The organism is Pseudomonas paraversuta (assembly GCF_904063065.1).
In the GTDB taxonomy this organism is placed as follows: domain Bacteria; phylum Pseudomonadota; class Gammaproteobacteria; order Pseudomonadales; family Pseudomonadaceae; genus Aquipseudomonas; species Aquipseudomonas paraversuta.
Genome location: NZ_CAJFCL010000003.1, coordinates 326,944 through 344,186, shown reverse-complemented (window position 1 = coordinate 344,186; position 17,243 = coordinate 326,944). Strand labels below are relative to the sequence as shown.

Here is a 17,243-nt window from a genome sequence, read left to right as displayed (position 1 = left end):
CACTTTAACTTCCAAGGCTGTCACTGACCACGCTTCCCGGCCAGTCGCTTGAAGATCACTGCAAAACTTTCGACACCCTTGCGCAAGGACAAATTGGCGCGATAGAAATCACGCCCGTTCTCGGACATCGCAGCGCGCTCGGCGGGTGTGGCGTTCATGAGTTTATCAACCGCATCAACCAATGAATCAGGATCTTGTGATTGTGCAATATGGCCACATCCGCTTTGGTTGACCAGGTCCGCCGCATCACCATCCACACCCATCAGCAACGGCTTGCCCACTGCCATGTACGCCTGCGTCTTGGAGGGAATGGTGATAGTAAACAATGGGTCTTTTTTAAGGTGGACCAGCAACGCATCCGCGCTGCTCAGGTAGTTGCCGACCTGCGCCATGGAAACCGCCGGCAGGAACACCACATTATTCAACCCCTCATCGCTCACCCTTTGCTCCAGGCGCTTGACTTCGACACCGCCACCCAGAAATACGAAAACCATGGCCTTGTCGCGCAACTGCAAAATTTTGGCCGCATCGAGCACCGAATCGAGTGCCTGGGCTTTCCCCATATTCCCGGCAAAAAGCACACGAAAGCGCGATGCGTCGGGAAAACCGTCCGGAACCTGGTGGGTGCTTGCCGTAATCTGATCTTCGGCGCACCAGTTATAAATAACCTCGATTTTCTTTTCGGGCACATCACGCTCGATCAGCAGACGCTTGAAGCCCGGCGACAGAACCACGACTTGATCAACATGGCGATAGACCCAATCACATACTTTTGAAACGACATTCAATGCCTTTTCGTTTGAAAACATCCCCGTTGCCCGCAACGTATCAGGCCACATGTCCTGAATGTCATAGACCACTGGCACACGGCGAAAAAACCTGATGAACACGGCGGCAATACCCACCGTCAACGGCGGATGATAGGCGTAGATCACATCCGGCCGTTTTGCACCAAACAAACCGTAGAATAAACTTGTGGCCGCAAAGCTTATATAGTTCGCGACCCTGCCCAAACCACTTTGACCATGACTTGGGTATAAAGGCAGCCGTGTAACCTTGACTCCATCAATTACTTCTTTCTGAATCAAGCGCATCTTGAAGCCAGGATAAATCTTGCCGCCTGGGTAGTTGGGAAATCCGGTAACCACCTCGACGTCAAATCCCTGCTTCACCAGCTCTCGTGCAAAAACCAATCCCTTGAATGTGGGTTCTGGATCGAACCACTGAGTCAAAAGCAAAACACGGACTGCCATTTAATTAATACCTTTTCCAGACTACACGCATCACATAATCACGATAGCTGTGAATGATTCGAACCACTTTAGCGGCAACGTTTGGCATGCTGTAATCTGCGACAAGACGCAACGTACGGTCAGTCCCGCGCTCCTGGCTGTCGAGCAACTGCAGGCCCTGCATTACACGCTCCACTTCCAGGCCAACCATCATCACCGCCGCCTCTTCCATACCCTCTGGACGCTCATGGGCTTCGCGCAGGTTCAGGGCCGGGAAGTTGAGAATCGACGATTCTTCATTGATGGTACCGCTGTCAGACAGTGCTGCCTTGGACTCCAGTTGCAGCTTGTTGTAATCCTTGAAGCCCAAGGGCTTGAGCAAACGCACATTTTCATGAAATGTGATGCCCAGCGCGTCAACGCGTTTTTGCGTGCGAGGGTGGGTTGAAACGATTACCGGGTACCCGAAATGTGCGGCGACCTCGTTCAACACATCCACCAGCTTCAGGAAGTTCTTATCGGAATCGATATTCTCTTCACGGTGTGCGCTGACCACAAAAAACTTGCCGGCTTCAAGACCCAGGCGCTCAAGTACATCAGACGCTTCAATACCCGGGCGATAGTATTGAAGTACTTCAAACATCGGGCTACCGGTCTTGATGACCATGTCTGGCGGCAAACCTTCACGCAACAGGTAATCACGCGCAATGGTGCTATACGTCAGGTTGATATCCGCGGTGTGGTCAACAATGCGGCGGTTGATCTCTTCCGGAACGCGCATATCAAAACAACGATTACCGGCTTCCATATGGAACGTAGGAATCTTGCGACGTTTGGCAGGAATAACAGCCATGCAGCTGTTAGTGTCCCCAAGCACCAAGAGTGCCTCAGGGCTCACTTCTGCCAGTACCCGATCGACTGCAATGATCACATTACCGATCGTTTCCGCACCGCTGGCACCTGCTGCATTGAGGAAGAAATCCGGTTTACGAATACCAAGATCATCAAAAAAAATCTGATTGAGTTCGTAGTCATAGTTCTGGCCCGTGTGGACCAGAATATGCTCACAATGCTCGTCCAAGGCCGCCATCACGCGCGACAGACGGATAATCTCCGGTCGAGTACCTACAACAGTTACAACTTTCATCTGCTTCATGTTCATTCTCCGCCTCTTCCCCTCAAGCCTGCGTACCGACCGCCAAGGCGTAAGTATCAGGATGCTCCCGGTCAAAAATTTCATTTGCCCAAAGCATGACTATCATTTCGCCTTCACCCACATTCGTGATGTCGTGCGTCCATCCAGGTACCGTTTCAACAATGACCGGTTTCACGCCATCGGTGAACAGCTCATAAAACTCGCCGGAAACGATATGCCTGAATCTGAAGCAGGCTTCACCACGGATGACCAGGAACTTTTCAGTCTTGGAATGGTGATAGTGCCCGCCCCGCGTGACACCCGGATGGGCGGTAAAAAATGAAAACTGCCCGGCATCAGGGGTTTTGAGCATTTCCACAAACTCACCACGAGGATCACCATATTTAGGCACCTCATAGGTAAAGCTTTCCGGAGGCAGGTAGCTGAGGTAGGTAGAGTACAGAGCACGAGTCAGGCCCGTTCCCACACGCTCGGTGATCAAAGTGCCACGACTGTCGCGGAAAGCTTGCAACTGCTGCGAAAGTTCTCCGACCGTAATCTGATACTGCGGCACCACTTCGTTGAATGGCGCCGGCACGACCAGCCCGTCCATCACCGAAATAAAGCTCCTGATTACATCATCGATATAGACAAGCGTAATACTTGCGCCGGGATCGTTGATCTGTACAGGCAGCCCACGGGCGATGTTATGGCAAAAAGTGGCGACCGCAGAGTTATAGTTCGGACGCGCCCATTTACCAAAGACATTAGGCAAACGGAACAGGTACACAGGCGAGCCGTGCTCGGCAGCGAGCTTGTTCAATGCCTCTTCGGCAGCACGCTTGCTTGAACCATAGGCATTATCCTGGGCTGCCTGGATCGACGAGGTATAGATCAGAGGGATCTTGCGGCCACTGGCGGCAATCGCCTCTGCCAACTCACGGGTCAGATCAGCATTCCCGGTTTTGAATTCTTCTGGATCCTGCGGACGGTTCACACCTGCCAGGTGAAATACAAAATCAACCTGTGCTACCAGTGGAGCCAGCTCCTGGGGGTCATTTTCCCGGGAAAAACGAAAAACCTCGACGTCCTGGCGTTCGCCTAAATGGACGGTCAAATTTTTACCGACGAACCCGTTCGCACCTGTGATAAGAACTTTCATGATCACTCCTCGGGCGTAGCATGCTCGCCGCGCTGGATGGCGCGCATGAAGTCAAGCTTCAACAGCAACTTCTGCATACCCTCAATATCCAGGCGCTGGGTATTGTGCGAGTTATAGTCTTCGGTGCGGGAGATCTTTTCTTCGCCCTCTTCAACAAACTTGCTGTAGTTGAGATCACGCAGGTCTGGCGGTACACGGAAGTAATCACCGCGATCTTCGGCGCAGGCCATTTCTTCGCGACTCAACAGCGCTTCGTACAACTTTTCGCCGTGACGAGTACCGATGATCTGCACCGGATGGTCTGGCTTGCCCAGAAGATCCGTCAATGCATGGGCGAGTGTCTCAACCGTCGCAGCGGGTGCTTTTTGCACGAACAGATCACCGTTGTTGCCATGCTCAAAGGCATAGAGAACCAGATCCACGGCGTCAGCAAGCGTCATCATGAAGCGTGTCATGTTCGGATCGGTAATCGACAGAGACTTACCGGCACGGATCTGCTCGATAAACAACGGAATAACCGAGCCACGGGACGCCATCACGTTACCGTAGCGTGTCCCGCAGATGACGGTTTTTTTCTCATCGACGTTCCGCGACTTGGCAACCATCACCTTTTCCATCATTGCCTTGGAAATACCCATGGCATTGATCGGGTAAACCGCTTTGTCGGTGCTAAGGCACACGACCCGGCTGACCTGGTTCTGGATAGCAGCTTCAAGAACGTTATCGGTGCCGATAACGTTGGTTTTGACAGCTTCCATCGGGTGAAACTCACAGGATGGAACCTGCTTGAGAGCGGCGGCATGATAAATGAAGTCAACACCACGCGTGGCGTTAAGGACACTTTGATAGTCTCTGACATCACCAATGTAAAACTTCAGCTTCGAACTTGCATAACGCTTGCGCATGTCGTCTTGCTTTTTCTCGTCCCGGCTGAAGATACGAATTTCGCCGATATCACCATCGAGAAAGCGCTTGAGAACAGCGTTCCCGAACGAGCCGGTCCCACCGGTAATCAAAAGGGTTTTATCTTTAAACATATACATCCCCCGAATTCGGTAAAAATATCAAAATAGGTATTAATGTTGTTAACGCTGCGCTGCAGCTTTGAGCACAAGATCAAGATACGCTTGGGCCCGCTGATTCGGCCCCGGGTAGCCTTGGACAAAGTCGTAAGCATCTGCAAGCGGTTTTTCGTGTGCTGCTGGCAAAGCTGAGTAATAGTCAGCGATTACGTCAGCCATGGCATCAACGTTCAGCGGATCAAAATAGTGTGCATGCTCATGGCAACAGTCCCTGATAAAGGGCAGATCAGAAGCAAAAAGCGGCCGTTTCATCATCATGGTTTCGATCGGCACAGCAGAAAAGCACTCCAGCAGGCTCGGAAAAATAACTCCGTCCATCGCGGTGTAGAAACTTGGACACTGAGTGAGAGTCAAGGGACCTACGTTGACGATATTCGCCCTGAAAAATGGCGTACATTGCTTCCACTCCTGCTCGGGGAACGTCACAAAAAAATCAACAGCAAGAGAATGGCGCTCGCGCAGTACCTGTTTCAACATCGGCAGGCAAGCCAGATTCTTGTGCGGGTAGTTGCGCGAGATGATACCAAGCTTGATAGACGTCGTATCGGGAATGGCCACCGGCTGCCAGCGCTCAGGCTGACTGAATACCGAGTCCACCGTACTATATACAACATCGATCGGCTTACCCTGAAAGAAGTACAACTTCTCAAGCCCCACTTTCACATGCTCAAGCTCTACGACAAACTGATCAGCTCGCGAAAAAAACAACTCCTGCAGCTTGAACTTTGCCTTTAGCTTTAGGCGCGGTATCAAGCCCATTCGCTCAGTCATCGAATTATTCGGATAAATAATAGACGGCTGAGCAAATCCAAATAAGTGATGGGTACGTTTAAACAAAAAATAGGACGGGCCGAACACAGTAAATACAACATCCTGGCCGATAAAGTGTTTATCGACGCCCTGCCACAGCGATTTAATTCCGTAGCAATCCAGCACTATCACACTCTTGAAAATCGAGGTATCGGTCCCCAATGAATTAAGATTTTTCAGGACCAGCGAAGAAATCAGCAACGATATGTCTGCGCGAACGTCCTCAAATCGGCTGAGACAATCAATAAATGACGATGCCACTGCAACCGCCCCCCCAACGTGCAAGTTGGAGCAATTGATCAGAATCTTGGGGGCACTTGGATTTGTCATAGAGGATATCCCATCAATCAGTTCCCTTTGAAAGCAGTGGTACGTAGCTGCGCAGCACTTGTGTCCAGTAGTTGTCACTCAAAACTGGGTCAGCCTTGCCAAATTGCTCGATGATGAAATCAACAGAAATATCATAGCTCTCACCCAGTTCAACCACATTTGAGCGCGCACTTACACCCAGAATGCTCGAGACCTCAGACAAAATATCTGCAATTGGAACAGCCGCAATCGACGCCAGGTTTTGAATAGTGTTACACCCTATCTTATTTTCAATAAGATAGTGAGAAAGCCTTACAACGTCCTTGATATCCAGGAGATTTCTTTTTGCATACTTCTGAACGGTAACCGTTTCACCATCAAGAACCGCATTCACCAAATAACTGATCAGCGTAAGATTTTTTACGACACCTACCACCTGCGGTAATCGGTAAATATAAAACGAATCCGCATGCTTCGAGACGTACTCTTCCATTTCCAGTTTATGACGCGTGTAGGGTGTCTGCTTTTTCTGATAAACGCTGCAGGTAGAGAAATAAACTACAGGCAACATTGGATTATCTTCAATCTGATTCCGCACAAGCTCAAACTCGCGGCGGAACTCGGACGCCCGTTGCTCCGCTGAATTGGAAACCCCAGAAGCAAGAATAAGGCAATCGGCAGAGAAACCAAGGCCAGAAAAGCTCTTCGCAAGAAGGCCACCACCTATCACTTTTTTCACATGCCACCCCACGAAGTTTGGCAATCTAAATATATGCCGTTACCGAACGCCACCTTCGACACCGCGTGCATCACTGCGTCACTCTGCTACGGTCTACGCCACCGCGTAGCCGTTTGGCTTTTCTCCATACGGCACGGTATACCCCAGCCCAAAGTAACCGGAAGAACTCCGCTGAACAATAGACATAGCCCAGAGCCGCCTTGAACTTTCTAGCCCTGCAAAAATACATGAACATATTAAAGGAGTAGCCGGACCTCAACACGTTTCTGGGCAGAGCACTTCCGTATCGATCACAAAAATAAGTCGATACTTTATAAGCGCTTCTCTCGAATCGGAGCTTGCCCTTTCCTTCTGAAAAATGCGAAGCACTCTGTTCGAGTACCCGGTAGGTGCCCAATACTTCTGGCAAATAGCCTATCCTGTAATGTCCGGCAATATGGAGCCACGCCACATAGTCATCCATTTTAGCCTGTAGCCTGCTAGCGTGAACCGCATAGCCCTGCACGGCTTCGCGTCGCAACATGACTGTACATGTTTTGTAGGGATTTGCTCTCAGCAGCGACTCCTTGACCCATCCTGCCGGCGGCACTACCCCACGGGAGCGGTCGTGGGCAAACAGGGTCACTCCCGATGCCTGGTAATAAACATTTGCATCACCGAACACTGCGCCCATGTCAGGGTTGGCCACCAGGTAATCATATTGAAGCTGCAACTTTTTCGGGTCCGTCCAAAAGTCATCACCCTCACAAAGAGCAACAAACTCCCCCGAGGAAAAGGCGATGGCGGTATCAAAAATTCGCGCCCCTTGGGAATAGACGTTTTTGGGCTGCCTTACATACTTTATTCTGCCCGGGTATTGTTCGCAGTACCGGTTGATCACATCAGGTGTACGGTCAGTCGAGGCATCGTCATGAATAACAATCTCATAACAAAAATTGGTCTCCTGACATAAAAACGACTCAATCGCCTGCGAAATGTATTGTTCTTGATTATAAACAACACATACAACGCTAACGACAGGCTTGGATGCCATACTCATTTCGCCACCTTAAATATCAACAAGGTCCTCGTCCCACCCGAAAGTTTGAAAAACAAGAATAAAAGCAGCATCGCAACAATATAAAAGAATGCTGAATATTGCCGATAGTAAAACACACCCCACGAAACAATCTGAAACATCAAAATAAACATAATGAGTTCAGACAATTTGAAAATGCCACTGACCTTGGCACGGTAAAGCAATGTCCGAACCAGCAAAAATATAAGCACAATCGCTACAACACAACCAATGCGGCCAAAATCGTGCAGGAAAGAGCCGATTACTGTCGTGAACACCCAGGGAGTGACGCCCTTGTCCAAATAAATGGCAAACCATGCCTCACGATCAAAGGGCTCATAAACCTCACCAAATAACGCTGCTTTCAGTACGCTGACCGGTGCAAAATCCATCTTGCCACCTAACGGTGGTGCATCGACCAGGTAGTGCTCACTGAAGTGAAAGACCTGCTGCCCCGCATAGTCGAGCAGCGCTCCCAGCACTTCGGAGGAACCCTCTCCACCAAAGCGTGACATCGTAATTTTAATAAATACCAACAGTGCCGGAACAGCCAGGCTTGCCGCACACACTACTAGCAGCAGTATGTTTCTCTTGGGCATAAACCCTCGAAAAAACAACAGAAAAAAACCCAGCGACATGGCCCAGTACACAAAACCGTCACGCCCGACATAAGACAATATATAAAATATATATACGGTACTGCAGAACAAGTGCACAAACGCTTTCAGCCTGCTCCCAGGATAGCCTTCAGAAAGATTCAAAAACGCAAATAACATATTCAGCAGGAACAGGTTCGCGATCAATGAACAAATTGTATTGATCACTCCGTATTGCTCAACATATGAAACGCCGCCAGCGGCGATCATATTACGGTTTGACTCAACGTCTCCAGCCAACGCGATAGCGGCGCTCATCGCAAAAAATAACAGAGCGAAAAGCGACAATGGAATCATTAACCACTCGATAATCTTCAGCGCCCTGAAATTATCAAGCGAAATACATTCAACCTCAGCATCCTTGAAGATTGTAAACCCCGACAAAAGAACAAAAACAAGTGCAGAAAAATAGAGCACCGCCTCCGTATCAAGATTAAAGCTCTTGGAATAATCGAAGGCCTCACTGAGAACAATAGAGCAAAAAAAAGATGCCAGATAGATGCTTAGTAAGTAACTCACCACACCAAAGTAAAATCTATTTTTTACTTGGTAGACCAGAAACATTATCAGCACTATAAAAAAAGGTAGAAAAACCATTGGTCAGCCCCTTACTTTCTTGAGCAAGGTCAGAGGAAAAACGTAATAGGAAAACACCATAATTGCGCACAAGACAGCGCCGCCTAAAAACAGGCTATAGAGAAGTCCGTTGAGCAATCCGCTAGTGTCAAATCCAACTTGACTCACCAACAAAGCCACTGCCACACCTGGCGCAACCACTTTCACAATGTCGCCCCACAACCAACCAACGTGCATTCCCGGCATCATTTTATAATGAACATAAGCAACCCAACCGAGCAAAAATAACAGGTTCATCAAAAGCCATACAAAACCAGCTCCTAAACCACCATACATATTCGCGGCAACGATAACACTAGGGATCAATACCACCACCATCCCGGCAGCTCCAATTAAATGGTATTTGAGGTTGCCGATGGCGTATTGAAGGTAATAGGGAAATGCACCTACCGCCATTAAACCGTTACCGACGGCATAGAGCTTCAGGATCGGTGCTATCTGTTTTGCGAGAACGGCGTCACCGGTCCATGCGGCCAATAAAGGCTCCGCACAGAAGACCAAGGTTATCGCAGCCGTACCCGCAAGAATACTCACTAACTGAGTAGCATTGCGGTAAACCAGCACCAGCTCATCGAGTTTCCCTTCGGTGTAAAGCCTGGCCATACGGGGCATGATCGCACCACTTATCGGACCACTCACAACCATAATGCCGCTAGCGACCAATACTGCCATTGTGAAATGCCCGTAATCGGACAAGGGTAGAATACTTGATAAGATTAATTTATCTGTCTGGGTTACAAGTATCCAAACAGATGATGTAAAGGCAATGGCAATGGAAAATTTCAATACCGGCTTTACAGGCCCAAGTGACCACCCGATCGCCTCCACGCTTTTATCCAACGGAGGTAGCAGCGTCAGCGTCTTAAGCCACATGCCTAACGTATCAAGCAGCGCGACCGCTAGCTGATAAGTGAAAAACACCAGAGGTGTGTAACCAAAATACCACATGACGGGCAACACAATTACGAAACGCAGTGTGGCTAAAACCACACTGTAGGCACTTAGCCAGACAATATGTTCTGCCCCAGTAATCACGCCTCTGTACAGCCCGCCGAGCCAGCGCATAGCGACACTTACAGCCATGATTTGCAGAGCTGTCTGCACCTCAAATTGAGACAGGGTCTGAACCTTCAACCAGCTATCCGCTATATGTGCTGACAACAACATCAGCACCCCACCACCGACAAGAGCGATACCAAAAAAGATACTGCTCAGCGCACGAAATAGCTGGCGGTATGCCAAAGAACTGATAGCACCAGCCTTGAACCGGGCAGTTTCGCGGCTGATGGTGGGCGTCAAGCCCATATCCAGCAGAGTAAACCAAGCCTGTAACATCGTGAAAAAGCCGACCAGCCCATACGCTTCCGCCCCCATATATTTTATATAGAGAGGCAGAATCGCGATGCCGACCAAGGTCACGTAAATCTGGCTAGCGTAACCCGCGAGAATGTTTAATTTTAAGCTCAACCCAGCAACCTTCCGCATAAGATAATATTATTCGTTGCAAACCTGAGCTGAGCGCTTAAGCGGTCATCAAAAAGTCAGCTTGTAATCTTTGCTAAATCCGAACTGGATACAATCAAGCGAGCTTTGTGGCTCTGTCCGTGTATGTTTTCGAATAGTCAGCCATGCATACGTTATCTTGCCCCAGCGTATCTTGACCCGATTTAGCTCTGGGAAATAATGAGGCAAGAAGTCATGGGACAGCCTTTTGAACTCAAGAAGCTGGAACCGCTCCGACACCGCTCTCGCCGCATGCGTTAAGGCGTTGTCCAGCACCACGACTGGAGACATGGATGTGCGCATTTTCAACTGACTCAACAAGCCAGCAAAAGCTAGCGATGCCATCGCTCCCCAAGCCCACAACAAGTAAAACCCACCAGAACTCAGTATTGCCGCCATGACGTTGAGACGGCCTGCTTTCTTTAGCAGAGGGTTGCGGGGCTTGCCGCGCCAAATCCAGACGCTGCGCACCGACGATGACAAAGAGAAGTCCGTTTCATCCATGTAAACCAATTCAATTTCTCCTTCTTGGGCCTTCCAAATCAGTTGCTCAAGCTCTTCACCGCTCCTGGCGAAAGCCTGTGGGTCACGGTTTTCAATGGCTGTAACGGCTACGTTTGCGGGCGATCTCGAGATGTTTAAGAGCGCTTTCTCGGGATTCAAGCGCACCGCAATGTCGATTTCTTCAACTAGGCGGTGATGCACCTCACTGGCGCTCAAAGGGCTTGTTTTCGCCCACTCATCAATGGTCGTCATATAGTCCGCCAGCTTGCCAGGAGCACCTTAGCGGTGCACATCAAACAGCCCCAAAAAACCTTTGCCGAACCATTATTGACAACGTTCATAGCCGGTTCAGGTTACCCCCCGGCCTTCGGCCACCACTTTTACCGAGCCCACGCGGGCATGTCGTCACAGGGTTTCAGCCAGACCCCAACCGCGCCAATTTTTTCCCTTTGTGAACGATCCCTCTCAGCTTGAGGATATCCTCCTCAGACAACTGTAAGGGCCCGTGCTTCACGTGAGACCAAATCATCAGAGCATCGACGCGAGATAACACAATAACCTAATTTATTGGTGAGCACTTAAGATTCTAGATGTCCTTGATTACCGAAATAATCTCCATCTGTTGTTCTTCCGTGATGCCAGCATAAATGGGCAGGCACAATACTTTCAGAGCCATCGCAGTTGCCACAGGGAGATTTTTAGGGCTGGCTGAGAGCATCCCGCGATACATCGGAAACTCACTTATCAGCGGGTAGAAATAACGGCGGGAAAAAAAGTTGTTATCTTTAAGCTTCTGATACAGCTCATCGCGAGTCAGGGGGTATTCCGGCCCTACAAGAATTGGGAAGTATGAGAAGTTTGCAGATTTTTGGCCTGACTCTTCAATTACTGTAATGCCACGAACGCCCTCAAGCTCACGCCGGTAACATTTATCGATGTCGCCACGCTCAGCAATAACAGTGTCTATGTACTTCAACTGAAGCAAGCCAAATGCGGCGTTCACCTCACTCATTTTGCCGTTGATTCCTGGAGCAACAACGGTCACCTCATCAACAAAACCAAAGTTTTTCAAATGATCGATACGTTGTTTTGTTTTTGCATCAGGGCAAACAATGGCGCCTCCCTCAAAAGTGTTGAACACCTTTGTGGCATGAAAGCTCAGCACACTTAAGTCTCCGTGACGCAGGATGCTCCCCCCCGCATCCTTAACACCAAATGCATGCGCGGCATCATAAATAACTTTGATGTTATAGGCATCTGCGATTTTCTGAATGGCGTCTACATTGCAGGGATGACCATAGCAGTGCACAGGCATGATCGCGGTGGTTTGCGGAGTGATTGCAGCCTCAATCTTGGCAGGATCCATATTCAATGTGGTTGGATCAATATCAACAAATACAGGCTTGATGCCATTCCACAACAGCGAGTGTGCCGTTGCCACAAAGGAATAAGGCGTTGTAATTACCTCTCCAGCCACACGCAAAGATTGCAGGGCCGTCAAAAGAGCAATGGTGCCATTATTAAACAACGCAATGTGCTCAACACCCAGGTACTCGCACAGCTGCCGCTCCAACTCTTGATGCATCGGCCCGCAGTTTGTCAGAATCTTGTTAGACCAGATTTCTTCAAGATAGGGAAGGAACTCTTCCAGAGGAGGAAGATAAGGCTGTGTGACGAATACCGGCTTTTGACTCATTTCGATTCCTCGACAAACAATAACGGATGCGTTCCGTGATGATTTTTACAGGGCTGATTTCACTACCGAAAGCACCAGTGTGGCCTTGCCTAGGGCAAGCCCCGCCAAAAGGGCATAAATACATTTGCAACGTAAAATTTAATCATCGCACAGGCTGACATTGATGTAAGCACCTGAACAAAACTAATCGCGCTTTAAGAGACCAAACGCAACACTTCTGAAGCCACTTTAAGTAGCCAGCGGCTTGCTTTCTCATGGCCACAAATATCGGTAAATACCCCATAAAACCGCCCTGATAATCATCTACCAAAAACTGCATTAGTGCTGATCGTTTTGCAGGACTTTCCCATTGCCTTATGTGTCCGCTAACGGAGCGAACCCTTCAGGGTCACCCCTGCTGACGCGTAGCCACAAAGTACCTGACCAAAACAATCAACACGCCAAGCATGCCACCCAGCAACAAACCCAACAGTATGAGCAAAGCCTTCCTGGGTTTGACTGGCTGCATTGGCTCCAGGGCTTTGCGATCGATTGAGACCAACTTCATGTTGCTGCTATCGAGGTTACTCAAATTCCCCAAACGCACAATTTCAGCGCGCAACGGCTCTACACCACTTAAGAACAGGTCTTCATTTTGACGCTGCTTAAGAGCTTCAACTTCACGGTTGCTTTGCAACAGTTGCAGCTCTCGGGCAATCTGGGCTACGCGCCCCTCGGTGAAATCGTCAGTTTTGCGCTGCTGCAGAACGGTCCGTTCTGCTTCAAGCGCTTCTGTACCCATAAAATACAAGGGGATTTGCTGATTGCTGATTTCGGTTCGCATACTACTGGATCCGCGAGTGCCAGCCGAATCACCCAACGCCGAGGGCGTGGTAGGCTTTTGAATATTCAAGGCCCTCGCGATGCCAATAGCCTCACTCAGTTGCGCCATACGATCAGTGCGCACAACCTTGAGTTGCTGACGCAACGCCTTGAGCTCATCCTGCAATTGCGCACGCTTTATGCTGTCGGCTTCGTTCAAGGCGGCGATGCGCGCCTCCTTGTCTATCTCATAGCTGGAGCGGGCTGCGTCCAGCTTGCCTTTTAGCTCGGTCAAACGGTTATTGACGATAACCTTGAGGTCAGCGGCAATTTGCTTACGCTCTGCATCAATGGCGTAATCGACAAAGCCATTGAGGATCTTTACCCCGTCCACTCCCCCGGGATATGTCAACTCCATGCTAATCGCAGCGTTCTGGGAATCCGCTTTTTTAGAATCAGGAAAAATCAGCTTTAGCGAGTTGCGATTGAAATCTTCGAAGCTTTGCTCAAGGGTGCGCCCCGAACGCTTGAATTGAGTGAATAGCTCTTGATTGCTCCGGAAAAAACCCAGTCGATTATCGTATGACTCCAGCGACGACCCTACTTTCAACAGAGCCTCATTGGGAGGCAGGGTGTATACACCCGATCGATTGAGTGCATCCAGCTCGTTGATGGCTGCCGGGCGCAGAACGCTACTCACCTGATATTCAGGCGTACTTAAATAGGCATAGCCCAAAGCAACCAGACCAAAGAGAGCAGCCGTAGCAAGAATGATTTTTTTCTGCTGCCAGACCATCAAAAACAAAGGGAGTAAATCCACTTCATTGGACGAAGGAGCATTCGGGATACGGGAGAGACTACTCACAACCAAGACCTGCCTTCTAAAAGAAACTGCGGGCTCGTTATGCAGCGATTTTCATACGCGCTTATATAACTTTCTAACATCAGGCCTTAGCTTCATGCACACCTGAAGAAGCATAAAAATAACTGTACATCGAGAATCTGAAGCATTTTGCCAGTATCTCGAAACTATACAAGCCTGACAAAGTGTAATAAATCTATGGGGCGCGACATGAATTTTGTAGTGTGCCATTTACATTTGAGCTCTCAACCTGCGCTGCAGCCCTCTCCCGGCCGCATTGTCTGCGCTAAGACACACTCAATATGTAAAAAGGCCTACGAATGGGCCAGCAGGCTGCGTTTTAGTTTCGCAGATTTTCGCTTATAGACCACAAACCCCAATACCGGGCCGAAGAGCATGCCAAGCAGTAAGGCACCGATAAAAAATAGCGATGCTGGCAACTCAGGCGAACGCCACCCCAAAAACATCAATGAGGTAGGCTGCTGGTTTTCGAGGATAAATATTACAGTCCCGAAAATAACAGCCAGGGCGAACACCCCCAACACTGCACGTTTAAAGTCACGCATCAGTAACTCCTAGGTCCTTAAGGATTAAATATCGTCTTCCTCATCCTCATTAACTCGATCCCGGAGCTCTTTGCCCGGCTTGAAATGAGGAACAAACTTGCCATCGAGGCTGACAGACTGGCCGGTCTTTGGGTTACGGCCTACACGCGGCGCGCGATAGTGCAGCGAGAAGCTGCCAAAGCCACGGATCTCAATTCGATCCCCGGTCGCCAGACACTGTGACATTTGTTCAAGCATAGTCTTGATAGCCAACTCTACATCCTTGGATGAAAGCAGCCCTTGATGGGTGACAATTCGTTCGATCAACTCCGACTTCGTCATATTTTTCCCTTCTTTTTCAAGCAGCTAGATCAGCGCTTCAAAGGTTTTAGCATGATCGAAAGGGTTTGAACAGCCCAGGGATTGACTTATCTTTAAAGGCATCAGATAGATGCCAAACAGCCAGCAGAGCAGAAAAACAGGCATGCGACCGCCACCTTGAACCCATAACCACTGCCGCAGGCTCTTTAGCCTCGCTTTGCCGATCGCTGACAGCTGCAGACGACGCTGCAAGCCTGCTGCTCAGGAATCCCACAATCATATACGTCTCGTATAGCGCTGCCCCATAAGGCCTGTATCAGGCCACCCCCCGGGGCCGGGGCTGTGCTGGCGAGCCAATCCTGGCCAGCTCAAATTTCAGGCACAAAAAAGGGCGACCTAAGTCGCCCTTTTTCTATGGTAAATCAGAACTTAGTTCTGTTTTTCCATTTGTGCACGAAGCAGGTCGCCAAGAGTGGTCGGACCAGCAGCAGGCTCAGAGGTAGCTGGCTTGTCGCGCAGGCTCTGAATTGCTTCCTTCTCGTCTTCAACGTCTTTCGACTTGATGGACAATTGGATTACGCGGCTTTTGCGATCAACGCTGATGATCTTGGCTTCTACTTCTTCGCCTTCTTTCAGAACGTTACGTGCATCTTCGATGCGGTCACGGCTGATTTCGGAGGCTTTCAGAGTTGCTTCGATATCCGGAGCCAAAGTGATGATGGCGCCTTTAGCGTCAACTTCTTTCACGATGCCCTTAACGATTGCGCCTTTGTCGTTCTCTTGTACGTACTCGGAGAACGGATCGCTTTCCAGCTGCTTGATACCCAGGGAGATGCGCTCACGCTCTGGATCAACAGACAGGATAACGGTGTCAAGCTCGTCGCCCTTCTTGAAACGACGTACGGCTTCTTCGCCAACTTCGTTCCAGGAGATGTCGGACAGGTGAACCAGGCCGTCGATGCCGCCGTCCAGACCAATGAAGATACCGAAATCGGTGATCGACTTGATGGTGCCGGAGATTTTATCGCCCTTGTTGAACTGGCCAGAGAAATCTTCCCATGGGTTAGATTTGCACTGCTTGATGCCCAGGGAGATACGACGACGCTCTTCGTCGATGTCCAGAACCATAACTTCCACTTCGTCGCCGACTTGTACGACTTTCGAAGGGTGGATGTTTTTGTTGGTCCAGTCCATTTCGGAAACGTGTACCAGACCTTCAACGCCTTCTTCCAGCTCAGCGAAGCAGCCGTAGTCGGTCAGGTTGGTAACACGAGCGGTAACGCGAGTGCCTTCTGGGTAACGGGCTTTGATAGCAACCCATGGATCTTCGCCCAGCTGCTTCAGGCCCAGGGAAACACGATTGCGTTCGCGATCGTACTTCAGAACCTTGACATCGATCTCGTCGCCAACGTTGACGATTTCGGAAGGATGCTTGATGCGCTTCCAGGCCATGTCAGTGATGTGCAACAGGCCGTCAACACCGCCCAGATCGACGAATGCGCCGTAATCCGTGAGGTTTTTAACGATACCTTTAACTTGCTGACCTTCCTGCAAGGATTCCAGCAGAGCTTCACGCTCGGCCGAGTTCTCTGCTTCAAGCACGCTACGACGCGAAACAACAACGTTGTTGCGCTTCTGGTCCAGCTTGATGACCTTGAATTCCAGCTCTTTGCCTTCCAGGTGCGTAGTATCGCGCACTGGACGAACGTCAACCAGAGAACCTGGCAGGAACGCACGGATGCCGTTAACGTCGACAGTGAAGCCGCCTTTAACCTTACCGTTGATAACGCCCTTGACAACTTCTTCTGCTGCGAAGGCTGCTTCCAGAACGATCCAGCATTCAGCGCGCTTGGCTTTTTCACGGGACAGCTTGGTTTCGCCAAAGCCGTCTTCGACCGCGTCCAGCGCAACGTGAACTTCATCACCGATGTTGATGTTCAGTTCGCCAGCGTCGTTGTGGAACTGTTCCAGCGGGATGAGGCCTTCAGACTTCAAACCAGCGTGAACGGTTACCCAACCAGCTTGGTAATCGATATCAACGATGATAGCGGTGATGATAGAGCCAGCCTGAAGATTCAGGGTTTTTAGGCTTTCTTCAAAGAGTTCTGCAAAGCTTTCGCTCATTTTAATTCCTGTTGATCAAGGGCGAAGGATACGCCCATCTGCCACATTCCAGACAATGTGGGTTACGTT

The 17,243-nt window shown here is 49.7% G+C and carries 16 protein-coding genes; all 16 read right to left on the bottom strand.

Translation table 11 applies throughout. The annotated features are described in order from the left end of the window. Positions 1-20: 20 nt before the first annotated feature. Positions 21-1,253 carry a glycosyltransferase family 4 protein gene (locus tag JQ845_RS07600; RefSeq protein ID WP_003447125.1) on the bottom strand — a complete coding sequence of 411 codons (1,233 nt, stop codon included), beginning with the start codon at positions 1,251-1,253 and terminating at the stop codon, positions 21-23. A 4-nt stretch (positions 1,254-1,257) separates the two neighbouring features. Further along, a complete protein-coding gene (wecB, locus tag JQ845_RS07595) occupies positions 1,258-2,388 on the bottom strand; it encodes a non-hydrolyzing UDP-N-acetylglucosamine 2-epimerase (protein WP_010656175.1) in 1,131 nt (376 codons plus the stop codon). A 22-nt stretch (positions 2,389-2,410) separates the two neighbouring features. Continuing rightward, on the bottom strand, positions 2,411-3,529 hold the full coding sequence (gene wbjC, locus JQ845_RS07590) for a UDP-2-acetamido-2,6-beta-L-arabino-hexul-4-ose reductase (RefSeq protein WP_010656176.1): 1,119 nt from the start codon (positions 3,527-3,529) through the stop codon (positions 2,411-2,413). Positions 3,530-3,531: 2 nt separating this feature from the next. Beyond that, complete coding sequence (locus tag JQ845_RS07585; protein ID WP_003447122.1) at positions 3,532-4,566, bottom strand: polysaccharide biosynthesis protein; 1,035 nt, start codon at positions 4,564-4,566, stop codon at positions 3,532-3,534. A 48-nt stretch (positions 4,567-4,614) separates the two neighbouring features. After that, complete coding sequence (locus JQ845_RS07580; protein WP_003447121.1) at positions 4,615-5,751, bottom strand: glycosyltransferase; 1,137 nt, start codon at positions 5,749-5,751, stop codon at positions 4,615-4,617. Positions 5,752-5,764: 13 nt separating this feature from the next. Then, entirely contained in the window at positions 5,765-6,469 is a 705-nt protein-coding gene (locus tag JQ845_RS07575; protein WP_010656177.1) for an NAD-dependent epimerase/dehydratase family protein, read from the bottom strand. Positions 6,470-6,539: 70 nt separating this feature from the next. Further along, positions 6,540-7,508, bottom strand: a complete 969-nt coding sequence (locus JQ845_RS07570) for a glycosyltransferase (protein WP_003447119.1) — start codon at positions 7,506-7,508, stop codon at positions 6,540-6,542. After that, positions 7,505-8,746 (bottom strand): hypothetical protein, encoded by a 1,242-nt coding sequence (locus JQ845_RS07565; protein WP_191985168.1) that lies wholly within the window; start codon positions 8,744-8,746, stop codon positions 7,505-7,507. Before JQ845_RS07565 ends, JQ845_RS07570 begins: the two co-directional genes overlap by 4 nt. 36 nt (positions 8,747-8,782) lie before the next feature. Next, the gene (locus JQ845_RS07560; protein WP_236010194.1) at positions 8,783-10,285 is read right to left on the bottom strand and encodes an oligosaccharide flippase family protein; all 1,503 of its coding nucleotides are present in this window, start codon (positions 10,283-10,285) and stop codon (positions 8,783-8,785) included. Positions 10,286-10,351: 66 nt separating this feature from the next. Then, entirely contained in the window at positions 10,352-11,077 is a 726-nt protein-coding gene (locus JQ845_RS07555) for a transposase (RefSeq protein WP_160627122.1), read from the bottom strand. Positions 11,078-11,411: 334 nt separating this feature from the next. After that, positions 11,412-12,521 carry a DegT/DnrJ/EryC1/StrS family aminotransferase gene (locus JQ845_RS07550; RefSeq protein ID WP_003447115.1) on the bottom strand — a complete coding sequence of 370 codons (1,110 nt, stop codon included), beginning with the start codon at positions 12,519-12,521 and terminating at the stop codon, positions 11,412-11,414. Positions 12,522-12,909: 388 nt separating this feature from the next. Continuing rightward, entirely contained in the window at positions 12,910-14,187 is a 1,278-nt protein-coding gene (locus JQ845_RS07545; RefSeq protein WP_203008825.1) for a Wzz/FepE/Etk N-terminal domain-containing protein, read from the bottom strand. Positions 14,188-14,498: 311 nt separating this feature from the next. Continuing rightward, on the bottom strand, positions 14,499-14,750 hold the full coding sequence (locus JQ845_RS07540) for a LapA family protein (RefSeq protein ID WP_003447111.1): 252 nt from the start codon (positions 14,748-14,750) through the stop codon (positions 14,499-14,501). Positions 14,751-14,774: 24 nt separating this feature from the next. Beyond that, on the bottom strand, positions 14,775-15,071 hold the full coding sequence (gene ihfB / locus JQ845_RS07535) for an integration host factor subunit beta (RefSeq protein ID WP_003447108.1): 297 nt from the start codon (positions 15,069-15,071) through the stop codon (positions 14,775-14,777). A gap of 24 nt (positions 15,072-15,095) precedes the next feature. Next, complete coding sequence (locus JQ845_RS07530; RefSeq protein WP_161718393.1) at positions 15,096-15,302, bottom strand: hypothetical protein; 207 nt, start codon at positions 15,300-15,302, stop codon at positions 15,096-15,098. A 177-nt stretch (positions 15,303-15,479) separates the two neighbouring features. Beyond that, positions 15,480-17,174 (bottom strand): 30S ribosomal protein S1, encoded by a 1,695-nt coding sequence (rpsA, locus tag JQ845_RS07525; protein WP_003447106.1) that lies wholly within the window; start codon positions 17,172-17,174, stop codon positions 15,480-15,482. Between the last annotated feature and the right edge of the window lie 69 nt (positions 17,175-17,243).

Excerpts from the sequence above, each read along its gene's own strand:
- JQ845_RS07600 (WP_003447125.1), bottom strand. The coding sequence starts at position 1,253 with ATGGCAGTCCGTGTTTTGCTTTTGACTCAGTGGTTCGATCCAGAACCC.
- wecB (WP_010656175.1), bottom strand. The coding sequence starts at position 2,388 with ATGAAGCAGATGAAAGTTGTAACTGTTGTAGGTACTCGACCGGAGATT.
- wbjC (WP_010656176.1), bottom strand. The coding sequence starts at position 3,529 with ATGAAAGTTCTTATCACAGGTGCGAACGGGTTCGTCGGTAAAAATTTG.
- JQ845_RS07585 (WP_003447122.1), bottom strand. The coding sequence starts at position 4,566 with ATGTTTAAAGATAAAACCCTTTTGATTACCGGTGGGACCGGCTCGTTC.
- JQ845_RS07580 (WP_003447121.1), bottom strand. The coding sequence starts at position 5,751 with ATGACAAATCCAAGTGCCCCCAAGATTCTGATCAATTGCTCCAACTTG.
- JQ845_RS07570 (WP_003447119.1), bottom strand. The coding sequence starts at position 7,508 with ATGAGTATGGCATCCAAGCCTGTCGTTAGCGTTGTATGTGTTGTTTAT.
- JQ845_RS07565 (WP_191985168.1), bottom strand. The coding sequence starts at position 8,746 with ATGTTTCTGGTCTACCAAGTAAAAAATAGATTTTACTTTGGTGTGGTG.
- JQ845_RS07555 (WP_160627122.1), bottom strand. The coding sequence starts at position 11,077 with ATGACGACCATTGATGAGTGGGCGAAAACAAGCCCTTTGAGCGCCAGT.
- JQ845_RS07550 (WP_003447115.1), bottom strand. The coding sequence starts at position 12,521 with ATGAGTCAAAAGCCGGTATTCGTCACACAGCCTTATCTTCCTCCTCTG.
- JQ845_RS07540 (WP_003447111.1), bottom strand. The coding sequence starts at position 14,750 with ATGCGTGACTTTAAACGTGCAGTGTTGGGGGTGTTCGCCCTGGCTGTT.
- ihfB (WP_003447108.1), bottom strand. The coding sequence starts at position 15,071 with ATGACGAAGTCGGAGTTGATCGAACGAATTGTCACCCATCAAGGGCTG.
- rpsA (WP_003447106.1), bottom strand. The coding sequence starts at position 17,174 with ATGAGCGAAAGCTTTGCAGAACTCTTTGAAGAAAGCCTAAAAACCCTG.